Here is a 21,165-nt window from a genome sequence, read left to right as displayed (position 1 = left end):
AAAGAATAATCTATAAAGATTGTTATTGCAGAATAAAATAGAAATATCGATTAAAATTCACCTTTATAAAACTCATATTTTCCATCAATAAACTTCGCGTAAATATGCTGCAAACCATTACTCAGGATAATTTCCTCCGCATCTAAAACTGAATTATATCTTGCGGCTTGTTCAAAGGTTTTTTCAGTAAGTTTAATTTCAGGAGCTTTACATTCGATCAGAATTTTAGCAACTGTTTTTTCGGTGACAAGCAAGTCAATTCTCTTCGTAGTTCCGTTTAAAACCAACTTTTTTTCTAGAATTAAAGAAGATAGATTCCGACCTTTAGTCAGGTGAAAATAATGCACCCAATGTTGTCGCACCCATTCTTCGGGCGTGAGCAGCAACCACGACTTGCGAACCAAATCATAAATAAAAAACTTATCTTTGTCTCTCTTGATTTGAAAGTCAAAATCCTCATTAAAATTCAGTTTCGGAAGTTCCATTTATGAAAGAATTAGATTTAATCCTCAAAAATATTAAAAATAAAGAGCTTTTGCCGATTTATTTTTTCCACGGCGAAGAACCCTTTTTTATGGATGTTGCTTTGAAGTCCTTTGAAAACGATGTTTTGGAGGAAGATGAAAAGGCATTTAATCAAACCGTTGTTTACGGAAAAGACACCACGTTTTCAGAAGTGCTTTCATTAGCACGACAATTCCCGATGATGGGCGACAAGCAAGTAATCATAGTGAAAGAAGCACAGGATATTACGCTTACCGAACCTGAAAGTACCGCCTTAAAACTCTACGCAGAAAATCCTGTAGAATCCACGATTTTAATCATCGCTTACAAATACAAAAAAGTCGATGCGAGGAAAGCTTTTACCAAAATTCTGACCACCAAAAAAATGATTTTTTTGAGTGAGAAAGTGAAGGATTACAATGTGCCAAAATGGATTGAAAACGAGATCAGAACTTTAAAAATTCAAGCCAAACCTAATATCCCAACATTGCTTGCAGAGTATTTAGGAACGGACTTATCAAGGATTTCAAATGAGTTGTTGAAACTCAAAATGATTCTGAAAGACGGCGAAGTTCTGGATGAAAAAATCATTGAAACCAATATCGGAATCAGTAAAGATTTCAACGTTTTCGAACTCATCAAAGCACTCGGAAAAAAGGACGAAATCAACGCTTTCAAAATCGCACACTTTATCGGAAAATCGCCAAAAGCAAACCCATTTGTGATGACAACCGGGAATTTGTACAACTTCTTTTCCAACCTGATTATCTTCCATACCATGGCCGGACAGTCGCCACAAAATCAAGCTTCAACGATGGGGATTAATCCTTATTTCTTAAAAGATTTTGCCGAAGCTGCACGGTTTTATAACCTCAAAAATTGTACGCGAGCCATTTCCATTTTACGGGAAATCGACCTCAAAAGCAAAGGGTTAGGCGCCATCAATATGACCGACAGCGAACTTCTGAAAGAAATGGTTTACAAAATTTTACACATCGACCAATACAAAGTGAAACTATAAAAACCTGTCTTTTGGAGGGTATTTATTTTTCTTTTTTGGGCGACAATTTCCGTCCTCCATTCCCGCTTTTTTGCTTCACTTCGTTCCACAAAAAGAGCTCCATTCAGGCCGGGTCGCGGTTGGGGTTTTCTTTCAAATATTTTGCAAAAAACTAATCTTCTGTTATTTTGAATAATAGAAAATCTGCGCAATCTCCAAAATCTAAGAGAGATTAATACTTTATTGTAGAATATATATTCCAACTTTTATTACAATGCGTCACTCCATTTTCAGTCATTGACAAAATTCATCGCCAAATAATTCGATAACCCGAAATAAATCACGATTTTTGAAAACTTTAAAAATCAATTTTAAATCTAATTTTTTATAATGGAAGACAATATTTTAGACTGCGTGATCGTAGGTTCCGGGCCATCCGGTTTTACAGCTGCAATTTATGCGGCCAGAGCCGACTTAAAACCTGAATTATACACAGGTCTTGAACCAGGTGGACAATTAACCACTACGACCGAAGTCGATAATTTCCCTGGATACCCGAACGGAATTACCGGTCCGGAAATGATGATGGATTTGCAAAAGCAAGCAGAAAGATTCGAAACAAAAGTTCATTACGAAATGATCACCAAAGCTGAGTTCTCTAAAGAAGTGGGTGGAATTCACAAACTTTGGGCAGGAAACAAAGAAATTTTGGCAAAATCAGTGATTATCTCAACCGGAGCAACTGCAAAATATTTGGGACTTGATGACGAAAAAAAATATTCTGGCGGAGGAGTTTCAGCTTGTGCTACATGTGACGGATTTTTCTACCGAGGAAAAGATGTTGTTGTAGTAGGAGCGGGAGATACGGCTGCAGAAGAAGCTACTTATCTGGCGAAATTGTGTAACAAAGTAACCATGTTGGTGAGAAAAGACCATTTCCGTGCTTCAAAAGCGATGATTCACCGTGTAAGTAATACAGCTAATATCGAAGTATTATTCAACCATGAACTTACTGGCATCGAAGGTGAAAATTCATTAGTAGAGAGAGCGGTGGTAATTAATAATCAAACTCAGGAAACGGCAAAAATCGATGTTCATGGAGTTTTTATCGCGATTGGTCACAAGCCAAATACTGAAGTATTTAAAGGTCAAATCAATTTAGACGAGAACGGATATATCAATACAATTCCAGGATCAACCAAAACGAATTTACCAGGAGTTTTCGCAGCAGGAGATGTGCAAGATAGTCATTACAGACAAGCGATTACCGCTGCGGGAAGTGGTTGTATGGCAGCAATGGATGCTGAGAAATATTTAGGCGAATTAGTGTAAAATATAAAAGAGCCAAGTAGAAAGAACCAGTAAAATATAAAATAGTTAAGGTGGATTTTATTTAACTTAAATTCTAAAGCCTATTACCTAATATCCAAAAAGCATTGAGGAACTTATTTTACATATTCATAGGAGGAGGATTAGGAAGTGTTTTACGCTTTCTGGTTTCCAACTATACCCAGAGGTTATGGAATGTTAATTCATTCCCTATGGGGACATTTGTGGTGAATATCATCGGCTGTTTTTTGATTGGAATAATTACTTCCTATTTCATCAAAGTTGATAATTATCTGAAGTATCTATTGATTTCCGGATTTTGCGGAGGCTTTACCACCTTCTCTACTTTTTCTGCGGAAAGCTATTCTTTATGGCAAAGTGGTGACTATCCGATATTGATATTTTACATCTTATTGAGTGTGATGGTGGGGTTATCCGCTGTTTACCTCGGATTACAAATGGTTAGAAATTAATTTTTCACTTTGAATATGAGTGATTTAAGATATTTTTGCAAAAAACATTTGGTCAGTATCAAAAAGGTCTTTATATTTGCACCACTGAAAAAGAGAAATCAATTTCATTGGAGAACTGGCAGAGTGGTCGATTGCGGCAGTCTTGAAAACTGTTGACTGTAACAGGTCCTGGGGTTCGAATCCCTAGTTCTCCGCTGGTTGCGAAACTAGAACACATCAAAAGCCTTTAAATAGTAGTATTTAAAGGCTTTTTTGTGTTTTATGATGTATCAAAATACATCATTATAATACAAATGAAAGGTGAGTAGGGTGGTGAGTACTAAGAAATAATAATTAGGTACCCACCGAATTTTAACATAAACAGCCTGTTCATCAATTATACATGCTATTGAACATCTTGTAGGTTTAAAGGTTCAGATATAAATTTATTAACCCCTTTAAATTATTACCTATGCAAACTTACAGTTTACTGTTCTATGCCAAAAAAACGAAAAGTAATCCTAATTTTTCGGCCATTTATTTACGAATTACAGTGGATGGAAAAAGAAAGGAACTCTCCACAGGGAAAACGATCAAATCAACTGACTGGAATTCCAATTCAGGACAATTCTCTGGGCGCTCTTCCCATGCAAAATCTTTTAATTCATTTCTAGAAAGTCTGAGAACAAAAATGTTCGAATCTTATAATTACCTTTTAAATAATCGGAAAGTGATCACCGCTGAAAGTTTGAGAAATCGATTTATGGGTATTGATGAACGAACAGTCACTTTGGTAGAAGCATTTACAGATCATAATAATCAAATAAAAGAACTTATAGGAAGAGGATTTGCTCATGGAACTTGGGAAAGATATGAAACTTCTCTAAGGCATACTCAACAATTTATGAAGTGGAAATATAATATTTCAGATATTGATGTGCGAGAGATTAATCCTGCATTTGTTTCAGATTATGAATTCTTTTTGAGAACGGTACGCAATTGCGCAAATAATTCTGCCGTAAAATACGTCAAGAATTTTCAGAAAATAATTAATATCTGTTTAGATAATGAATGGATGGTCAAGAATCCTTTTTCGAATTATAAATCCAAAATTATTGTTACTGATGTGCGTTTTCTAACAGAAGACGAGTTAGAGAGTATAAAAAATAAAGTATTCAGTACTGAAAGATTAAACATCGTTCGCGATATATTTTTATTTTGCTGCTTTACGGGATTGGCATATTCAGACGTTAAAAAGTTAGCACATGATAATATATCAATCAGTGCAAATAACGAGAAATGGATTAAGATCAAAAGAACAAAAACAAAGGTTGAGGCAAGTATTCCACTTCTTCCAATTGCTAGCGAAATTTTAGAGCGTTATAAGACCAACGGAAAGTGTGTGAATGATGAAAAGGTTTTACCTGTTTTAAGTAATCAAAAGATGAATGAGTATTTAAAAGAGATTGCCACTTTATGCGGATTGGACTTTGATATCAGTTTTCATACCGCCAGACATACTTTTGCAACCACAGTCACTCTAAATAATGGGGTGCCCCTTGAAACTGTAAGTAAAATGTTAGGACACTCTAATGTTCAAATGACGCAACATTATGCTAAAATTCAAGATCGAAAAATTGGAGATGATATGAAATTACTTAAAAAGGTATTAACTAAAAAGACAAAAATAAAGGAAATTAAATAAAAGAAAATAAATTAGTATTAGCGGTAGTAGTTATTGAGTGGTAGTGTTTGCGATTGTTGTGAATCGTAGTAGCTTCAAAGTCGGGAGACTTCGGAGAGTACGTATTCAGGAGGATAAAAGGAAATGTTATATTTAGAAATAAACTAGTGGTGTTTGTTATTTCAATCATTTTGTTTAAATTTGTATGAAATAACAAACGTTATGAATAAAAAGCAACAGGTAATCCTTCCTAAATTCACTCAGTTACTTGACGAAATGGGAGAAAATATAAAACTTGCCCGAAAGCGAAGAAAACTAACTGCGATTCAAGTGGCGGAAAGGGCAGGTATTGCTCGGTCAACATTGTATTTAATAGAGAAAGGGGATTCGGGTGTTTCTATGGGAGCCTATTTTAATGTTTTAAGAGTTTTAGGATTGCAAAATGATTTTCTGAAATTGGCTGCAGATGATGAGTTTGGCAGGAAACTTCAGGATTTGGATTTGCTTAAATAATAAGAATCATGAAACAAGGAAAATTTGATATTTATGTATTTGCTGACTGGAAGGGAATGCCGGAGCATCAATTAATCGGTGTTTTGTCGGCACATTATGGAAAAGGTAAAAAGGCCTTTAGTTTCGAATATGATCAACATTGGTTAGATACAGAAGGTCAATGGTTGATCGATCCGGATATTCAGTTTTTTTCAGGTGCGCAATTTCCAAATAGTAAAGAAAACTTTGGCGTCTTTTTAGATAGCATGCCCGATACTTGGGGACGCACTTTAATGAAAAGGAAAGCCGCCCAACAAGCAAGAGAGAAAGGCGAAAAAGCACAAATGCTTTATGATATTGATTATTTGCTAGGCGTTTATGACAAAACAAGAATGGGTGCATTGAGGTTTAAAACTTCTTTAGACGGTTTATTTCTTGATGATGACCATAATAATTCAACACCGCCTTGGTCGTCTATTCGGGAACTGCAAGCCGCTGCGAAAAATCTTGAAGATGATGAAAATGCAAATGTCAAAAAATGGTTAGCGATTCTAATGGCTCCGGGGTCTTCATTAGGTGGAGCAAGACCAAAAGCCAATGTTGAGGATGAAAACGGTGATTTATGGATTGCTAAGTTTCCTTCTAAAAATGATACGATTGATAAAGGAGCGTGGGAATTTTTAGCATACCACTTAGCTTTGAATTGTGGCGTTGAAATGGCTGAATGCAAAATCGAAAAAATTGCAGGAAAATACCATACTTTTTTTACGAAAAGATTTGATAGAGAGGGCAGTCAAAGAATTCACTTTGCTTCTGCAATGACGATGACTGGGAATAATGAAGAGTCTTTAAGGTTTTCAACAGCGAGTTATCTAGATATTGCAGAATTTATAATGAATTTTGGTGCTAATGTCAATGAAAAACTCCTGCAACTATGGCGAAGAATAGTTTTTAATATTTGCATTTCCAATACAGATGACCACTTACGAAACCATGGTTTTATTTTAACAGATAAAGGATGGGTTTTATCTCCGGCATATGACTTAAATCCTTCTGTTGAAAAAGACGGATTAGCCCTAAATATCGATATGGACGACAATGCACTGAATTTCGAACTGGCAAAAAGTGTGGGTGTCTATTTTAGGATCAATGAAACCGAAATGAATGCAATCATTTTTGAAGTTAAAAATGCAGTAAGCAAGTGGAGAAGTATCGCTTCAGAAATCGGAATTTCACGGGGAGAACAGGAGTTGATGCAGCATGCTTTTCGATATTAGTTTTAAAGAGTGTTTTTTTTAAATTCGTTTCATCCATTTTGTATGAGATTTTTTGTCCTCGATGAACTAGTGTAAAATCTTTTTGATGAGCGTTTTGAGAAGTAATAAAGCAAAAACATTGCAACATACGGTGGTTGTATTTATAGGCATTGACTATAATCTGCAGCATAGGAATCTCCTAAGTCAGGAGACTTCTTAGAGCGCGGAATTAAGATTTGTTCGTCAATTGTATAATTTCTATTTTGCAATATCTAAATAATGAATTATCAGTTTGAAATTTTAAATATGAAAAAACTATTACTATTTTTATGGGCTCTCTTATTTTCGTTTGGATATAGCCAAAAGACAGTAAAACAAAAAGAAATACTGAAGATATATAACTCCAAGAAGTTTTATAATGATGACATTTTTTTGAAAGATTTGGAAGGAGCTATAAAATATGGTGTACTTGATCATAATGAAGCTGAAATTGAGTGTTTAGGTTATTATATTGGTAGAATGAAAACTTTAGGAAAGCTTCAGGAATTAAGAAAATACAAGCACGAAGAAATCTATTGGATGTCTGAAGCTGAATGTCAGATTCGGGATGAAATGCAAGCTGAAAATGACTCATCTGAAAAGATTGATAGGAGTGCTCCAGAAAAAAGACCTGTTCTTCAAAAGTCCAACAAGGAAGCCAATCAGTATATTCAGATTCAATTTTCAAAAACAAAACAGGGGTGTACTTTCTTTTATACCAAAATCATCGAAGGTGATTTAGTAAACATTAATGCGTCTGAACATCTTCAAGATATAATAAAACAAGATTTTGAAAAAGACAAACCCGGCAACTACACCGCTTTCTATGATGTGTTTTATGTAGATGATAATCCAAAGAAAATCACATTAAAAACAAGATTAAACCGATAACTCTAGTGTTTTTTTTTATTCCCCACTACCGCACGATTGTATCGGGTAGTTTATCATTACAAACTCGCTACAGTGCGTTTAGAATGTTTGATTTTTATAATATGACCACACGAAAGGATTCGTGCGGCAGCGAATGGAGCTAGGTGCTATATTAGCATCGATTCACAAGAAAATTAGACCTGATACCTCGAGTCAATCTCTTAATTATGGTTTTCCACAGTTGGACTAATTATTTTATTAATTGTTTTTCTCTGGAAAAAAGGCAAAAAAAAGAGTCCTCAAATTTGAGGACTGGAAATAAATTGATTAGTTGCAACCAGTACAATAAGAACAGTCTACATACACTTTACTGCGTCCACAATAATAGTAGCATCCTCCGCGTGGACCTACGATTAGGGTTTGACCATTGTATGTGCATCGCTTAGAAACTGTTTTTTTACTTTACTTTTTGATTTCTTTTTTTTTCTGTTGCGAGGTAGAAAATTCAAGTTTATTTCTTACAGAATTCTCAGTTGCACCGCTTTGTACAGGTATTAAAAGGCTGAGTCCAAGCAAACCTGTAATAAAAAACTGAGCCCAAGTATACCTGTAATAAATTTTTTTTCATTTTGTTGTTTTTAGAATCTAGCTTGTATGGCACGTCGGGCTGCATGTTTTGCAACCATTGGATTGCGTATAATATCGCTTTGCTTCAGCTACAGCAGCTACACAAGAAGAAAATTCTCCAAGGTAATTACGATTTGCAGGAAGAGGTAAGTACATGCAATTTTCGTGATGAACCTCATGATCTCCGTTTCGTTGCGCATTTTTGTTGACATAATACTTTTTCATAAAATAATAATTTTAGGGATTAGACATTTCAAAAATACCATCATCAAGGTCAACTACATTACGGATATCCGTAAAAACAACACTTTTTATTAAAAATTGAAAGTTGCTGTAATGGTATGGAGCTAATTTTGTTTTAAATCACCCCTAAATCTTTACAGAATGCAATCAGCTGTTCATTATTATTAATCCTCAATTCTTCTTTAAGAATATTCAATCTTTTTTCAACACTGCTGAGACTGTTAGGTTTGATGTCATTGGTCACGAGATAGGTTGGTATGTTCTTTTGTATAACTCCTTTTGACAGAAGTGACACTAAAGTAATGTCATAGGAAGTAAATTCATAACTGTTTAATTTTTTTACTTCATGTTTTATGTCCAGGGCAAGATAATTTTTACCAGCAAATACCGCATCAATTGCCTTTTTAAGTTCTTTACCATCATTTCTCCCTTTTCGAACATAGCCATTAATACCATTATCTTTGAATAAGGAATCAATAATCCCGGATTTCTGTTCTGCAGAAAAGACAATTACTTTAATGGAGGGAAGAACCGACCGAATTGCGCTGACCATTTCTCTTCCATCTTTTAATTTCTGCTCCCTATGATCGGTGTCAAAATGAAGATCGGTAATCACAAGATCATAGGGTGAATTATCCCTGATGCTTTTTCCTACCCTCGCAAGTGCATCATCACAATAGTGCACGTAGTCCACAATAGGGATATTGAAATCATGAAGTGTTCTCTGTAAGGAAAGGTTTTGGATTTCGTGATCTTCGGCGATTAAAACTTTTTTAAACATATAATTCTTATTTATAAGCCAGAAAAAGAGAAATCTATTTTTAATCCTTTTTCTAATTCTGTGTCAAAAATAATCACTCCCTCTAGATTTACAATACGGGATTCCATATTTCGCATTCCGTTTTTAAAAATAGTTTCTTTTTTTATTCCTATCCCTGTATCTCTGTAGACTACTGTAATGCTGTCTTCTATTCTTTCAAATATGATCGTTACCCGATCTGCACGACTGTGTTTTTTCATATTAATCAGCATTTCTCTCAATATTTGATAGACTTCCCCTTTTTTAAAGTGGCTGACCCCTTCCCAAACCGATGGGTCATTTCCTGCAATAAATGTCTGTACGTTGGGGGTGTTAAAATACCCTATTAATTTTCTGATTTTTTCACTGAAATTTTCCGGGCTCTCATGTGACTCAATAGCATCATACGATATGTTTCGGGATCTATCGTAGACGTATTCCAAATCATCAAGCGTTTCATCTCTGCTGATATCCAAATCGTGTTCTAATTTGGTCATCAGCTGATAAATACCATTGGCCACTACGTCATGAACTTTTTTCGAGTATTGTAACTCCGTTTTTTTTACTTCCAGGTCTTTTTCCTGTTGCAGCCTTTTTTGTCTTTTCTTAGAAGATATTATACCAGTTATCATCATCATGATCAGTCCTAACACTAAAATCGCCAAGTAAATCTGTTTCTTCTGAGATTCCAGTTTTTCTACTTTTAAAATACTATTTTCGGCTCTGCTTTTTTCTACCCCGTACCGTATCAAAGCAAACTGGTTTTTGGCTTTGCTACTTTCAAGTTGAATTTCATCACTGAGGGTATTGTAATTCTGAAAATTTTCCAAGTAATTATTTTTATTCAAAATAATTATTCTCTTAATGGCCTCCAGAATATCCGGAGTGCTATTGGCTTCTACCGCCGTCTGTTTCATTTGTTTTGCGAACTGTAAAGAGATGGTGGGATCTTTATCAGCGTAGTAATCACACAGATTGATATAACTTGAATTTAAGCCGTGTTTATTACCGTCTTTTAGTCTGATTTTTAATGCTTTATAGTAATAGGGTATAGGATTAAAACTCTTATCACTAAAATGATTTGCATAAGCCCAATTATTTAAAGCTCTTGCATAACTTATGCTATCTTTTACGTGAAGCGCCATCTGCAAATTCCGAATAGCATTTTTAAAGTCACCTCTCGTTATTAATACATCCCCAATATTATTATAATAAACATATTTATTTTCAGGATCAGTCACATTTTTTAAAGCCAGGTTGTAAAAATTCTCAGCATGATCAAAGTTTTTAAGTTTAGTTGATGCAATGGCAAGATTATTATAATTTGCAGCTAAAAAGCCTTTAGGAATACTCTCATTTTTATTAACCAATAGTGTGTCGGCTTCGAGAGATGTTTCAATACTTCCAAAATAATCTCCGTTATCACACTGTATAATTGCCATGTTGATCAAAGCTTGAGCGGCTTTTATAGAATCGTTTTTTAATAAATATTCATCCTTTGCTATACTATAATAATAAAATGCAGAATCGGAAAGCTGTTCACTTCTAAATAAATTGGCTTTGTTGTGATTCTTATTATTGACTGAAGGATCTTTATTTACAGGATCTTGTTTTTCGCAGGAGTAGACAATAAAAACGATTAGAATTAATATAATTCTGAACATATATAATTTTTCATGCAAAATAATGAAAAAAGGCAGATATCTCGTATCTGCCTCTTAATAATGTAGTTATTAGGGTTATGGTGGGGTCTGTCCAGTATTTCCCCCAATTGGTCCATGTGGTTTGTCCCCTCCAGTGTCTAGACCTTCCTCAAGTCCTGCAACCTGAGTGGTAGTTTGGTTTCCTACATTGTTTGAATTTTTGTAACCACTAGTATTTCCATTATGATTTCCCCATGCTAAACCTAGTAGCATTAATAAGAATTGTATCATCGTTTTCAAATTAAAAATTGACATTGGTGCTCTTCCTCGCAAAACTGATTGCGAGTGGTGTTGCACGATTTTAGAATAAGAAGCGCTTCTTAAAATTTTCAGGGAAGTACGGCAGGTGATCAGCAAAGGGGAATTCCGCTTCCCCAAAACCAGTTTTACCCTTTGCCTTTTCTGCCTTTTTAAAATCAGTTTTGTAACTTTGTTTTAGTGTTTTATATCACTGATTTCTAGGACAAAGTAACGGCTGCGGTAATGAATTCGAAAGACAGTGGCGGGACAGGTGGCGGACAGGTATTCTGCTGTGTTTTATGGGAAACCTTATTTTTTAAGACATCAAACTGTCTATTTTTGGACAATAATTTTAAATATTTCTCCTGACCGCTATGGAAAAAAAACGTACGCTTCTCAAAATGGTGTTTGATCATGCAAGAACAGAGCTTCCTCAGGGAAGCATAACGACGCTGGCCTCTTATTTAAGTGCGCATTTTGAAGAAAGGTTCGGATATGCTAAAAATGAACGAACATTTGCGCGGTATTACAAAAGTCTTGTGGTGAATCATATGGATTATGCAATCGATGAAATCACGCTTGATCATTTAAGCGTATATCTAGGTTTTAAAAACTTTTCAGAATTTTCAAGGAAAGCCATAGCGAAAGAGACCCATCTAAAACATCCCTTACAGGTTACGATTTCAGATGGGGGAAATGAAGTGAGTACGCTTTCCGAAACGCTTTCCAATATTGTAATTAACATCACTAACTCACCGGTGTTCACGCTTCCACAGTTTATTGCGCATCATAAAAACAGTTTTGGTATCGTGGGCTTTTTGTTATTGGGAGGTTTTATTGCGAATCAATCAGGATACTTTCAACAGCAAAAAGCGCAGCCTCTATCAGGGACGGGCAATCCTGTGCAGACAGAGATTCCTCAGAATCCCATAGCCATTCCCCAAACACTAATATCAGCAGCAACCACAGCTGAAAATAAACCTTACGCTACTGTAATAGTACCATCACAGGAACGGAAAAAGGAGTGTATGTACTGGAAAGAAGACCACTATGAAGCGGTTTTCTGCGATGAAAAGATAGCAGGAGCCACCATTATCGCATGGGATGAAGGACAATACAAGCAACTGAAAAAAATCAATTTGCCGGATACCTTAACGGTTGATAATGCGCTCGGAAAAGTCTGGTATGACAAGTCTAACAATACCCTTGAATATTTTACCAATTATGGTATTCATCCGGTGAACGGTAAAACGCTGAGACCGATTACGAAGCATATTGTTGAGAACCATCTCGAATAGTATGATACCTCTATGTCCTAAGCGTAAATTCTTTAGTTTGGTTCATATTTTCGATGTAGCCATCAGTGAATAGTAGCACAATATTTTTGTTTTTTTTAACTAATTGTATGTTATCAGTTGGGAGATTTACGTATTCTCCCTTGTGGATTAGGAAAATCTTTTCCTAAATCCGAAAATAATTTCCGTACTTTCAATCGCCAGCTCAACCTCACTTCTATCCAGCTTTTTCCGCCTTCAACGATATCGATCCTGTCGTGCGAATGAGTAGGGCGGTGCGATTTGGAGTTTTGAGGTTCATCAAATTCCAAAAGTAAATCAGGATGTTCTAAAACATGTTTTTCAATATGTAAATCAAAAAGAGATTGGTGCTCAGTCGAGTGATATCGGTTTCTTTTTTCCGAAAGTTGATGGTATAACTCCGTTAATGGTATTTTATTGGTAATAAAATCTAAATCATAAATATCTTTCTTCGCAAAGCGATTGGTAGCACTCATCAATTTGAAAAGACCAATGTCGTTTTTGTGAAGCATTCTAATTTGTTAACGATTTCGGGATCAAATAAGCATTTCATATTTTGCAGAAATTCGACTTTTATCATTTCACTTTCTGCAGTAATAAACGTGCGTAAAAATAAATATTGCTCGCCCAGATCTTCATTAATAAGAATTGACTTCATTATCCTATTTCCAAAATGTTCTTCCAACTCAGAAATAATTTTTCCGAAACCTTTTTTTTCTAATAATATGGGGAGAAATGAAGTCGATATCAATGGAAATGCGATGCTGGTAACGAATGGCGAGATTAGTGCCTTCACCTAAAGCAAACTTCAATAGAGAAGAAAAATTTTGTAATTCAAGAATCGTTTTTTTTAATTCTTCACTTACGGTACTCATCTCTTTTTGAACCTTACAAATGGAGTAGTGTGATATCTTTTAGAAACCAGTGCACAAACTTCATTACTAATCAACTCTTTGGTGTTTTTAAGGTGATCAAGAATTTCCTTTTTGGTGTAAAGTCTTTCTAACCTTTCAATATCCTCTTCAAATGAATCACAGGTGGTTGCATACATCGCCCTTGGAATAATAATATCTTGGTCCTGTTGAGGACTCAATTTTCTAAAAATCCATATCCCCAAAAAGATATTTGGGAAAAATAGTTGATATGTTAACAATTTGTTTCACTATACAAATTTAATCAAAATAATATCATTAAAACAGATCTCCTGTTTTTTTATGGAGCGGAGTTTAAAAACTAAGACTAGGAAGAATCTCTTACACCGCTTAATAAAAGTGCGTTACAGAAAGATTAGGTTGGGCCAATCGTTAAAGTTTTAGAAAGACTTATATACAGCTATTGTAATCTTCCCCAAAAACAGGAACGATTAAAAATATAGTTTTTAAATTTGGGAAGAATATGAAAAACAGTAAATTTTCAGAAGTTCAGATTATCAAGATTTTATCTGAACAAAATCAGGGAAAGACGGTGAATGAGATTTGCCGCAATCACGGAATAAGTCAGCCAACCTTTTACAATTGGAAGAGTAAATATGGTGGATTGGATGTTCAGCAACTTTCAAAGATGAAAGAGATGGAAAAGCAACTTTCGCAATATAAAAAGATTGTAGCTGAGCAAACTTTGGAGATTGTCGTTTTAAAAGATGTGATCGAAAAAAAGCTCTAACGCCTTGTGAGAAGCGTGAGTTGGTGGAATATTCGAAAGAGATCCATAACATGAGTTTGCGCAAGGCTTGTAAAGTGTTCAGTCTAAGAAGTTCAGTTTATTATTATCGTCAGGTATTTAAAAGTTCAGATGATGAGATCCGTGCAGAACTTATTTTAGTTGCGGATTCTAATCAAACGTGGGGGTTTTGGATGATGCACAATCGGTTGAAAAACTTAGGCTTTGGATGGAATCACAAAAGGGTTTACCGGATTTATAAGTCAATGAGATTAAATTTGCGAAGCAAAAGGAAGAAGCGGCTTCCAGCACGGATAAAACAACCACTGGTTCGCCCCATCTATCCGAACGTGACTTGGAGCATGGATTTTATGCACGACAGTTTGGAAAATGGCAAAAGCGTGAGAACCCTTAATATCATTGACGATTTTAACAGAGAGATTTTAAACATCACTATTGATAGCAGTTTGCCCTCGTCAAAAGTAATTTTTCAACTCGAACAATTAATTGAGTGGCGTGGAAAACCAGAAAAAATAAGAGTGGACAACGGACCGGAATTTATTGCAGAAAAAATGAAAGATTATTGCCGCAAAGAGAATATCGAACTGGGCTTCATTCAACCAGGGAAACCTACACAAAACTCATTGATTGAGAGGTTTAACAGAACGTTCCGGACAGAGTTTTTAAGTGTTTATCTCTTTGAGAACATCAGACAAATGAGAAATTATGCAGAAATATGGATGTGGATGTACAATAATGAGAGACCGCATAGTGCGTTACAATACCTTACACCACGGGATTTTTTATTGAAATATGGAAAACTCAATCAAAATAGCGCACATGAGTTTCCCACATTCCAACAAAATTTCAACAACGACAACAATAAAATATTAACAAAAAACTCTACTTTTGAGTGTGCCTAAAGAGGGGAAGATTACACTTTGATTCGTTTAATTAATTCCATGGTTATTTTGTTAATATTCAAATATAAAATTATTAGTTTAAATAAAAAATTTTTAATTTTTAGTTATGAATAATCTATTTATCCCCACAAATTACCAACCCTTTACTTATAAACTCCCCATAAGAAATTTTTAATCCGTCCCAATCAGGATCATCTAACCATATTTCCTCCACCTTACTAATTGAAGGGTTATCGTGTGAGGCGCCTTTTGCAGCACCATTTAGTGCATAGGTTTTGCCATTGCTTGCTTTCCCATATATCTCGGCGTATCCGGAACAATACACTTCCATCTTATTTACCGCAAAAGGCCATTTCCCCACAAATTCCTTTTTCGTAAATTTTAAAGTATCTAGTGTTGTATTGGTACATGATAATGCTAAGAACATCATGCCTAAAAAGTATAGTTTTCTCATCATTAAAATTTTTTATTCAAATATATTAGTTAATCTTTTTAGATAATTACGGAAAACCTCAATAGACTTATTGTTAAATATGGTATTTTTATAAACTAATTCTTACTTTGTAATTGATTTAAATATGAAAACCTTAAAATTGTCAACTAGAGAACCGGAAGATTTATGCAAAGGCATCGAAGAAAAAATATTCAATAATGAAATACGCTCGTGGGAAATTGATGATCAGTCAAAAGTTATTTCACATAAAGGAGAGCAGTATAGAAATCATTTTTATTTTGAAACAAAAGTTGATGATCTGAAAGGTATTTTGGAATTCAATTTTCATAGTAGTGGAACGAGTGAATTTGCAGATTCGAGGGCTTTTCAGCTTTTAGAAAGAATGTTGCTATCTCACTTCAAATCTAGAATAGAAATTCTGAAATAAAAGCAATTCGGTTAACTGCGGTGAATGATTTGGCCACAATCGTAAGATGGACCATGACTGCAGAAACCAGACAGTATCAGGAAAGTCTTGTGATTAATGAAGCGATTAAGAACAATATAAATCTGGAGCGCGAATGGGAAAACTTTCAGGAAAAGCCTGAAATTGAAATGCTAGAGAGGGAAGTCGAGGCGATTGAATAATAAGTGATTATTATCGATGAAGTGCAGGACTTTATTAAACTTGTTTCCTAAGTAATCAAAATTTTTAAGCAGCGAAATTATATAATTAGGATTACTATCCGCTTAGGCATATTTATGATAAAACACACTTAAACATGAAAATAAAAATTAAAGAACTGATTGAATTTAAAGACTACAGTGAAAGAAAAAAGCAAAATTTCGTTTTAAAGCTCAGGCTCCCTGTCGTTGTATTAGAGGAAAGCGATAAAGGTGGTGGTGATTACTGGATTCGAGGTATTTCGGCTATAGTAGCATCTTGCAAAGAGAATAATAATGAAAAAATTGTGCAGAAAATTAATGATATAGAAAGGAACAAAAATACGACAACAAATAGCAGAACCATAAAGCAATATGAGAAAAATTTAGAAATTTTAAACACGTTTAGAAATTTTAATTTCAGAGACCTCTTTCCCGAGAACTATGAAATTCTCAAGAAAACCATTAAAAAAGGTGAAATAATCGTTCATAATAATTTTGAAATTAAAGTTCAAATATCACTCCCTTTTACTTTTGTAGAAAGTGAACTTACCAAAGTTGGAGTTATATGGTTTGTAGCAATCAAGAACGGATACAGCCGATCTCAACTTGGAATCTTTGCTGAACTTGCTTATAATTTCCTAACTTCTAACTATTCCGAAATCTATGAAGTGTGTCCAGAGAATATTTTGATTGTTGACGCGTATTCTACTAGCAGTGTAAGTTACAGTATGGTCCAAAATGGACAGATACCCTCACAATTAACTTCCACACTTACAGAAATATCAAATACTTTATAATGATAATTTTAGGAATGAAATAGAATGAAAACTCTCTTTTTCAGAGACTAATTATGAAGTGCTAATTAAACAGACTCATAAGTTTCTCTAGACTGTGGCCGCAAGAAAGAATTCGCAGATCTGTGGAGAGAAGTTTTGTATGTTAAATTTTATTCTTAAATTTTCCTTAATAACCAGAAGACTTATTTATGTACATATCTAGCCTAAAACTTTGGAATTTCCGGAAGTATGGATCTCTTACTTTTGATTTAGAAAATCCTGATTTAATTGTTCCTTTAAACAAAGGAATGAATATACTCATTGGAGAAAATGATTCAGGAAAATCTGCTATTATTGATGCAATTAAATTAGTTTTAAAAACACACGCATATGAATGGATAAAAGTTGAGGAAAGTGATTTTTTTAGTGTTGGAAATGAAACCTCAGAAGTATTGAGAATCGAAATTGAATTTTCCGGAATAACAAATCGAGAAGCTGCACATTTTACGGAATGGTGCGGTTCAGAAAATGAGGAAGTTAAAATAGTTGATCAAATACAGATTCAGCGAAGGCCCAAATTATTTCTGATTTATCAAGTTCAAATAAGAGAAGGTAAAATAATTCCTACAGATATTAGAGCGGGCATGGATGGACACGGTAACACCTTAACAGCTGAAGCAAAAGAGTATTTAAAGTGTACCTACTTAAAGGCTTTAAGGGATGCTGATAGTGAATTGACAGCTAAGAAAAATTCTCGATTATCTCAAATTTTAAAAGAGCATAAAGAATTCAAAACTAAGCAAACAAACGGTTTACATGAATTTGAAGAGTTATTTGACAAAACAAGTCATACCATCCGAGATAAATTTAAAGAAGAAGGAGGCGGTTATAATGTAAACATTAAAAACGTGGTTGACGATTTTGTGTCTGCTTTCATCGGTAATGACTCTCAATCTTCTTTTGATCTAGGTCCAACAAAAATAAGTAATATCCTAGAAAAAATATCTTTAGGTATAGTCGATTCCAATAATCTGGGCTTAGGTACAATGAATCGTTTATTTATGGCAGCGGAATTATTGCATCTTAAAAAAGCAAACTGGAACGGACTAAAGCTATGTATGATCGAGGAATTAGAAGCGCATCTACATCCTCAGGCTCAATTGAAAATAATAAACAGACTAAAAGAAGAGCCAGATATTCAGTATATCCTTACAACGCATAGTCCTAATATTACTTCCCAAGCTGACCTTGAAGACATTATTATCTGTAAAAATAATAACGTTTATCCCTTAGGTCAAGAACATACCAAACTCAATAAAGAGAGTTATAAATACTTAAAACGTTTTTTAGATGTTACAAAAAGTAATCTTTTCTTTTCTAAGGGTAATATAATTGTGGAAGGTTGGTCAGAAGAAATTTTACTTCCTGTGCTAGCAAGAAAAATTGACATTGATTTAACTAAAAATGAAATATCAATAATTAACGTTGCTTCTATAGCTTATCTACACTTTGCAAAAATTTTTCTCAGAGAGGATGGAGAGAAAATGAGTGTACCCATTTCGATTGTTACAGATTTAGATAACAGATCAGATGAAAACGGCATTTTTAAACCATTACATGAAGAAAGTGAGAAAGTTAAAAAGAAGCAGGGAAATCTCGAAATCTTAAAAACCGAATTGAACGAAACTGGTATTTCGTTGCAAATTGCTAAAGAGTGGACTTTAGAATGGTGTTTATATAAATCGTGTTTATCGGATCTGTTTAAAAATGCTATAGCCAACGTACACTCGGGAACAGATGAATTTAAAAAAGGTGAGGATGATAATTTTAAAGTAACATTTCAAGAAAAGTTTATTAAAAAACTATCCAAAAAAGAAGGAACTACACCAATAGATAAAGTTGCTGTTGCAAATGAACTAGCAGACTTAATTGAAAAAGATATTGTAGTAACAAAAGACCAAATAGAACGAGATCCATATCTATTGTATATAATTAATGCTATCAAACACGTTTGCGGAAATGGAAATTAATCCTGATGACATTAGAAAGGCCGAAGAGGTTTTAATTGATGGAGATCAGTTTGATGAAGAAAGGAAGAAATTCATTAATTGTATGAACACCCTTGATTTGTTAGCGGTTCCGGGAAGTGGTAAAACGACTGCACTCTTAGCAAAATTATATTGTATAGCTCAACAGATGCCTCTTGAAAATGATGCAGGAATTCTTGTCTTAGCCCACACTAATCATGCTATTGAAGAAATTGAAAAGGTTTTAAAACCAATTTGTCCTCAGCTTTTTTCATATCCAAATTTTGTTGGAACCGTTCAAAGTTTTGCAAATAGATTTATTGCAAATCAAGCTTGTTTTGAACTTTATGGAAGTTACATTAGAAAAAATGATGATGAAATGTATCTGTATGAAGTTGAAAAATTTTACAGAATCTTAAATTATAACAAAAATCCACCAGCACTTAAAAATAAATTATTTGGTATAGCAAATAGAGACTTTGATGGAACATCTAAAGAAAAAGAAAATAATATTTTAGAATTTTTAAAGTCGTGTTCATTTGATTTAGAAGGTAGAAAAATAAAACTTGGGAAAACAACTAAAATAGCATATACTGGTGTTAATCAAAATTACTACGTAGAATTAGAGAATTGGAAGATAGCCTTATTGTCTCAAGGTATACTATCATATAAAGATAGTTTTGATATTTCGAAAAGATATCTTAAACTCGAAAATGCCCAGAGCATAAAATCTATTTTGCAGCAAAGATTCAAATTTGTTTTTATTGATGAAATGCAAGATTTGGATCAGGATCAAGTAAACCTAATCGAAAATGTTTTTTTTACACAAGAATCTGATACTGTAATTCAAAGAATTGGGGATAAAAATCAAGCAATTTATTCAAATGTCTCTGACTCAGGTGATACTATTTGGAAAACTAGGCATGAAGTATCACCGAAAATATATACAGAGAATTTTAGTCTGAATAACTCTCATAGACTAACCTCAATAATCGCTAATCTTGTAGATGGCTTTGTAATGGATAGAGATGACGGGTATAAAGTTATCGGCATATCAGCACATCAACAAATACCGCCATATTTATTAATCTATAACGATGAAACAGATGCGGAAAAATTAAAAAGTAAGTTTATTGCATTAATTAAGAATTACGGGCTGGAGGAAAATCCAAAAAATACCACGAGGGGTTTTCATATTGTTGCTTGGACAACAGATAAAGAGGAAGACTCAGATAAATGGCATTTAAGAAAATTATTTCCTGAATATTCTAAAGAAAGCAAACAGAAAAAAGAAGATTTTGACTGTTTAAGAAAATATGTCTTTTTGTTTGATCATAACAAAAAGACATTTGAATCAATCAGAAAATCTTTGCTAAATGGAATTATACGGATACTTCGGATTGAAAATATTTACATGGATGAAGAGAGTAAAAAACATTTTCGCAAATCAAGTTTTATTCAAAGGTTAAAAGATAATAGTGAACAAACTTATCATGATTTCAATCAAAAATTATTTGACTGGTGCTATTCTGTGGTAGTTAATAAAAATTATGAGGAGATATTTATTCAGTATTCCAATTATGTAAAAAATGAGTTGTGCGAATTGTTTCCCAATTTCTCGGTTTCAAAATCAAGTAATTTCATAAATCAAGAATATGATTATGTTCCTATATGTGACTTAGGTGACACCGAAGATTCTAAAGATGAAATTCAAATTAAATTAGGCTCTATTCATTCAGTTAAAGGTCAAACCCACTGTGCAACTATGTATTTAGAAACTGATTATCATAACAGTGAAACAGTGAAATTGAATGTTGAGATAATTAAAGAAACTAGAAAAAGACAACAAGTTTTAGGAAATAATCCATTGTTTTTTCAGGAACAGAATTTTTCTCATTTAAATAAAGCAAGATCAAATGAAACTTTAAAAATGATGTATGTAGGTTTTTCTAGACCTACAGATCTTTTATGTTTTGCTGTACGAAAACAAAATATTGAGAATGATATCGAAAAATATAAAGCCTCTGGTTGGCACATAGAATTTATCTCACCATAAAGTACTAATCTTATTAATATTTATTTTTGAAATAAAATATCATATCAATTATCCTTAAAGGCAAACAATAA

At 33.9% G+C, this 21,165-nt stretch carries 22 protein-coding genes and 1 tRNA gene; 16 read left to right on the top strand and 7 right to left on the bottom strand.

The window, feature by feature from the left end:
* Nucleotides 1-50 precede the first annotated feature (50 nt).
* Entirely contained in the window at nucleotides 51-485 is a 435-nt protein-coding gene (locus Q73A0000_RS06045; RefSeq protein ID WP_193813181.1) for a type I restriction enzyme HsdR N-terminal domain-containing protein, read from the bottom strand.
* 2 nt (nucleotides 486-487) lie between these two features.
* On the opposite strand from Q73A0000_RS06045, the gene holA reads away from it, so the two are divergent.
* The 8 genes from holA to Q73A0000_RS06005 all read left to right on the top strand — a co-directional run bounded on the left by holA (nucleotide 488) and on the right by Q73A0000_RS06005 (nucleotide 7,647).
* Nucleotides 488-1,525, top strand: a complete 1,038-nt coding sequence (gene holA, locus Q73A0000_RS06040) for a DNA polymerase III subunit delta (protein ID WP_193813180.1) — start codon at nucleotides 488-490, stop codon at nucleotides 1,523-1,525.
* A gap of 369 nt (nucleotides 1,526-1,894) precedes the next feature.
* Entirely contained in the window at nucleotides 1,895-2,836 is a 942-nt protein-coding gene (trxB, locus tag Q73A0000_RS06035; protein WP_193813179.1) for a thioredoxin-disulfide reductase, read from the top strand.
* A 104-nt stretch (nucleotides 2,837-2,940) separates the two neighbouring features.
* A complete protein-coding gene (crcB, locus tag Q73A0000_RS06030; protein WP_193813178.1) occupies nucleotides 2,941-3,306 on the top strand; it encodes a fluoride efflux transporter CrcB in 366 nt (121 codons plus the stop codon).
* Nucleotides 3,307-3,415: 109 nt separating this feature from the next.
* Nucleotides 3,416-3,500: transfer RNA gene (locus Q73A0000_RS06025), tRNA-Ser, on the top strand.
* 257 nt (nucleotides 3,501-3,757) lie between these two features.
* Nucleotides 3,758-4,990, top strand: coding sequence for a site-specific integrase (locus Q73A0000_RS06020; protein WP_193813177.1), 1,233 nt, complete (start codon nucleotides 3,758-3,760; stop codon nucleotides 4,988-4,990).
* A 201-nt stretch (nucleotides 4,991-5,191) separates the two neighbouring features.
* Nucleotides 5,192-5,482, top strand: coding sequence for a helix-turn-helix domain-containing protein (locus Q73A0000_RS06015; protein ID WP_193813176.1), 291 nt, complete (start codon nucleotides 5,192-5,194; stop codon nucleotides 5,480-5,482).
* An 8-nt stretch (nucleotides 5,483-5,490) separates the two neighbouring features.
* Nucleotides 5,491-6,738 carry a type II toxin-antitoxin system HipA family toxin gene (locus Q73A0000_RS06010; RefSeq protein ID WP_193813175.1) on the top strand — a complete coding sequence of 416 codons (1,248 nt, stop codon included), beginning with the start codon at nucleotides 5,491-5,493 and terminating at the stop codon, nucleotides 6,736-6,738.
* 285 nt (nucleotides 6,739-7,023) lie between these two features.
* Nucleotides 7,024-7,647, top strand: a complete 624-nt coding sequence (locus tag Q73A0000_RS06005) for a hypothetical protein (protein WP_193813174.1) — start codon at nucleotides 7,024-7,026, stop codon at nucleotides 7,645-7,647.
* 964 nt (nucleotides 7,648-8,611) lie between these two features.
* Here Q73A0000_RS06005 and Q73A0000_RS06000 read toward each other — a convergent pair.
* From Q73A0000_RS06000 to Q73A0000_RS05990, 3 genes are read right to left on the bottom strand one after another with little or no spacing between them, the layout of a single operon-like run.
* Nucleotides 8,612-9,277: a response regulator gene (locus tag Q73A0000_RS06000; protein WP_193813173.1), complete on the bottom strand. Its 666-nt coding sequence runs from the start codon at nucleotides 9,275-9,277 to the stop codon at nucleotides 8,612-8,614.
* Nucleotides 9,278-9,288: 11 nt separating this feature from the next.
* Nucleotides 9,289-10,977, bottom strand: a complete 1,689-nt coding sequence (locus Q73A0000_RS05995) for a hypothetical protein (protein WP_193813172.1) — start codon at nucleotides 10,975-10,977, stop codon at nucleotides 9,289-9,291.
* Nucleotides 10,978-11,034: 57 nt separating this feature from the next.
* On the bottom strand, nucleotides 11,035-11,229 hold the full coding sequence (locus tag Q73A0000_RS05990; protein WP_193813171.1) for a hypothetical protein: 195 nt from the start codon (nucleotides 11,227-11,229) through the stop codon (nucleotides 11,035-11,037).
* 383 nt (nucleotides 11,230-11,612) lie between these two features.
* On the opposite strand from Q73A0000_RS05990, the gene Q73A0000_RS05985 reads away from it, so the two are divergent.
* A complete protein-coding gene (locus Q73A0000_RS05985) occupies nucleotides 11,613-12,536 on the top strand; it encodes a hypothetical protein (protein ID WP_193813170.1) in 924 nt (307 codons plus the stop codon).
* Nucleotides 12,537-12,649: 113 nt separating this feature from the next.
* On the opposite strand, the gene Q73A0000_RS05980 is transcribed toward Q73A0000_RS05985, so the two are convergent.
* Together Q73A0000_RS05980 and Q73A0000_RS05975 are read right to left on the bottom strand one after the other, a co-directional pair.
* Nucleotides 12,650-13,066: a hypothetical protein gene (locus Q73A0000_RS05980; RefSeq protein WP_193813169.1), complete on the bottom strand. Its 417-nt coding sequence runs from the start codon at nucleotides 13,064-13,066 to the stop codon at nucleotides 12,650-12,652.
* A gap of 359 nt (nucleotides 13,067-13,425) precedes the next feature.
* Entirely contained in the window at nucleotides 13,426-13,647 is a 222-nt protein-coding gene (locus Q73A0000_RS05975) for a hypothetical protein (RefSeq protein WP_208458807.1), read from the bottom strand.
* A 302-nt stretch (nucleotides 13,648-13,949) separates the two neighbouring features.
* Here Q73A0000_RS05975 and Q73A0000_RS05970 point away from each other — a divergent pair, with 302 nt between their 5' ends.
* Nucleotides 13,950-14,216 carry a transposase gene (locus Q73A0000_RS05970; RefSeq protein ID WP_193813076.1) on the top strand — a complete coding sequence of 89 codons (267 nt, stop codon included), beginning with the start codon at nucleotides 13,950-13,952 and terminating at the stop codon, nucleotides 14,214-14,216.
* A gap of 23 nt (nucleotides 14,217-14,239) precedes the next feature.
* Nucleotides 14,240-15,136 carry an IS3 family transposase gene (locus Q73A0000_RS05965; protein WP_193813168.1) on the top strand — a complete coding sequence of 299 codons (897 nt, stop codon included), beginning with the start codon at nucleotides 14,240-14,242 and terminating at the stop codon, nucleotides 15,134-15,136.
* A gap of 115 nt (nucleotides 15,137-15,251) precedes the next feature.
* On the opposite strand, the gene Q73A0000_RS05960 is transcribed toward Q73A0000_RS05965, so the two are convergent.
* The gene (locus Q73A0000_RS05960) at nucleotides 15,252-15,593 is read right to left on the bottom strand and encodes a DUF2511 domain-containing protein (protein WP_244140825.1); all 342 of its coding nucleotides are present in this window, start codon (nucleotides 15,591-15,593) and stop codon (nucleotides 15,252-15,254) included.
* A gap of 121 nt (nucleotides 15,594-15,714) precedes the next feature.
* Here Q73A0000_RS05960 and Q73A0000_RS05955 point away from each other — a divergent pair, with 121 nt between their 5' ends.
* The 5 genes from Q73A0000_RS05955 to Q73A0000_RS05935 all read left to right on the top strand — a co-directional run bounded on the left by Q73A0000_RS05955 (nucleotide 15,715) and on the right by Q73A0000_RS05935 (nucleotide 21,094).
* Complete coding sequence (locus Q73A0000_RS05955; RefSeq protein ID WP_193813166.1) at nucleotides 15,715-16,017, top strand: hypothetical protein; 303 nt, start codon at nucleotides 15,715-15,717, stop codon at nucleotides 16,015-16,017.
* A 29-nt stretch (nucleotides 16,018-16,046) separates the two neighbouring features.
* Nucleotides 16,047-16,217 carry a hypothetical protein gene (locus Q73A0000_RS05950; RefSeq protein ID WP_193813165.1) on the top strand — a complete coding sequence of 57 codons (171 nt, stop codon included), beginning with the start codon at nucleotides 16,047-16,049 and terminating at the stop codon, nucleotides 16,215-16,217.
* Nucleotides 16,218-16,351: 134 nt separating this feature from the next.
* Nucleotides 16,352-17,032 (top strand): hypothetical protein, encoded by a 681-nt coding sequence (locus tag Q73A0000_RS05945; RefSeq protein WP_193813164.1) that lies wholly within the window; start codon nucleotides 16,352-16,354, stop codon nucleotides 17,030-17,032.
* Between the two features lie 188 nt (nucleotides 17,033-17,220).
* Entirely contained in the window at nucleotides 17,221-19,041 is a 1,821-nt protein-coding gene (locus Q73A0000_RS05940; RefSeq protein WP_193813163.1) for an ATP-dependent nuclease, read from the top strand.
* Nucleotides 19,031-21,094, top strand: coding sequence for a UvrD-helicase domain-containing protein (locus Q73A0000_RS05935; protein WP_193813162.1), 2,064 nt, complete (start codon nucleotides 19,031-19,033; stop codon nucleotides 21,092-21,094). The genes Q73A0000_RS05940 and Q73A0000_RS05935 overlap by 11 nt, the downstream gene beginning before the upstream one ends.
* The last annotated feature ends 71 nt before the right edge of the window (nucleotides 21,095-21,165 follow it).

This window comes from Kaistella flava (ex Peng et al. 2021) (genome assembly GCF_015191005.1).
Classification (GTDB): Bacteria; Bacteroidota; Bacteroidia; order Flavobacteriales; family Weeksellaceae; genus Kaistella; species Kaistella flava.
Note: the sequence above shows the minus strand (reverse complement) of the source record. Positions and strands in the feature narration are given on the sequence as shown.

Coding starts and splice junctions, on each gene's coding strand:
- Q73A0000_RS06015 (WP_193813176.1), top strand. CDS start 5,192: ATGAATAAAAAGCAACAGGTAATCCTTCCTAAATTCACTCAGTTACTT.
- Q73A0000_RS05990 (WP_193813171.1), bottom strand. CDS start 11,229: ATGATACAATTCTTATTAATGCTACTAGGTTTAGCATGGGGAAATCAT.
- Q73A0000_RS06005 (WP_193813174.1), top strand. CDS start 7,024: ATGAAAAAACTATTACTATTTTTATGGGCTCTCTTATTTTCGTTTGGA.
- Q73A0000_RS05940 (WP_193813163.1), top strand. CDS start 17,221: ATGTACATATCTAGCCTAAAACTTTGGAATTTCCGGAAGTATGGATCT.
- Q73A0000_RS05955 (WP_193813166.1), top strand. CDS start 15,715: ATGAAAACCTTAAAATTGTCAACTAGAGAACCGGAAGATTTATGCAAA.
- Q73A0000_RS05970 (WP_193813076.1), top strand. CDS start 13,950: ATGAAAAACAGTAAATTTTCAGAAGTTCAGATTATCAAGATTTTATCT.
- Q73A0000_RS05935 (WP_193813162.1), top strand. CDS start 19,031: ATGGAAATTAATCCTGATGACATTAGAAAGGCCGAAGAGGTTTTAATT.
- Q73A0000_RS06020 (WP_193813177.1), top strand. CDS start 3,758: ATGCAAACTTACAGTTTACTGTTCTATGCCAAAAAAACGAAAAGTAAT.
- holA (WP_193813180.1), top strand. CDS start 488: ATGAAAGAATTAGATTTAATCCTCAAAAATATTAAAAATAAAGAGCTT.
- Q73A0000_RS06045 (WP_193813181.1), bottom strand. CDS start 485: ATGGAACTTCCGAAACTGAATTTTAATGAGGATTTTGACTTTCAAATC.
- Q73A0000_RS05985 (WP_193813170.1), top strand. CDS start 11,613: ATGGAAAAAAAACGTACGCTTCTCAAAATGGTGTTTGATCATGCAAGA.
- Q73A0000_RS05980 (WP_193813169.1), bottom strand. CDS start 13,066: ATGCTTCACAAAAACGACATTGGTCTTTTCAAATTGATGAGTGCTACC.
- Q73A0000_RS05960 (WP_244140825.1), bottom strand. CDS start 15,593: ATGATGAGAAAACTATACTTTTTAGGCATGATGTTCTTAGCATTATCA.
- Q73A0000_RS06010 (WP_193813175.1), top strand. CDS start 5,491: ATGAAACAAGGAAAATTTGATATTTATGTATTTGCTGACTGGAAGGGA.
- Q73A0000_RS05945 (WP_193813164.1), top strand. CDS start 16,352: ATGAAAATAAAAATTAAAGAACTGATTGAATTTAAAGACTACAGTGAA.
- Q73A0000_RS06000 (WP_193813173.1), bottom strand. CDS start 9,277: ATGTTTAAAAAAGTTTTAATCGCCGAAGATCACGAAATCCAAAACCTT.
- trxB (WP_193813179.1), top strand. CDS start 1,895: ATGGAAGACAATATTTTAGACTGCGTGATCGTAGGTTCCGGGCCATCC.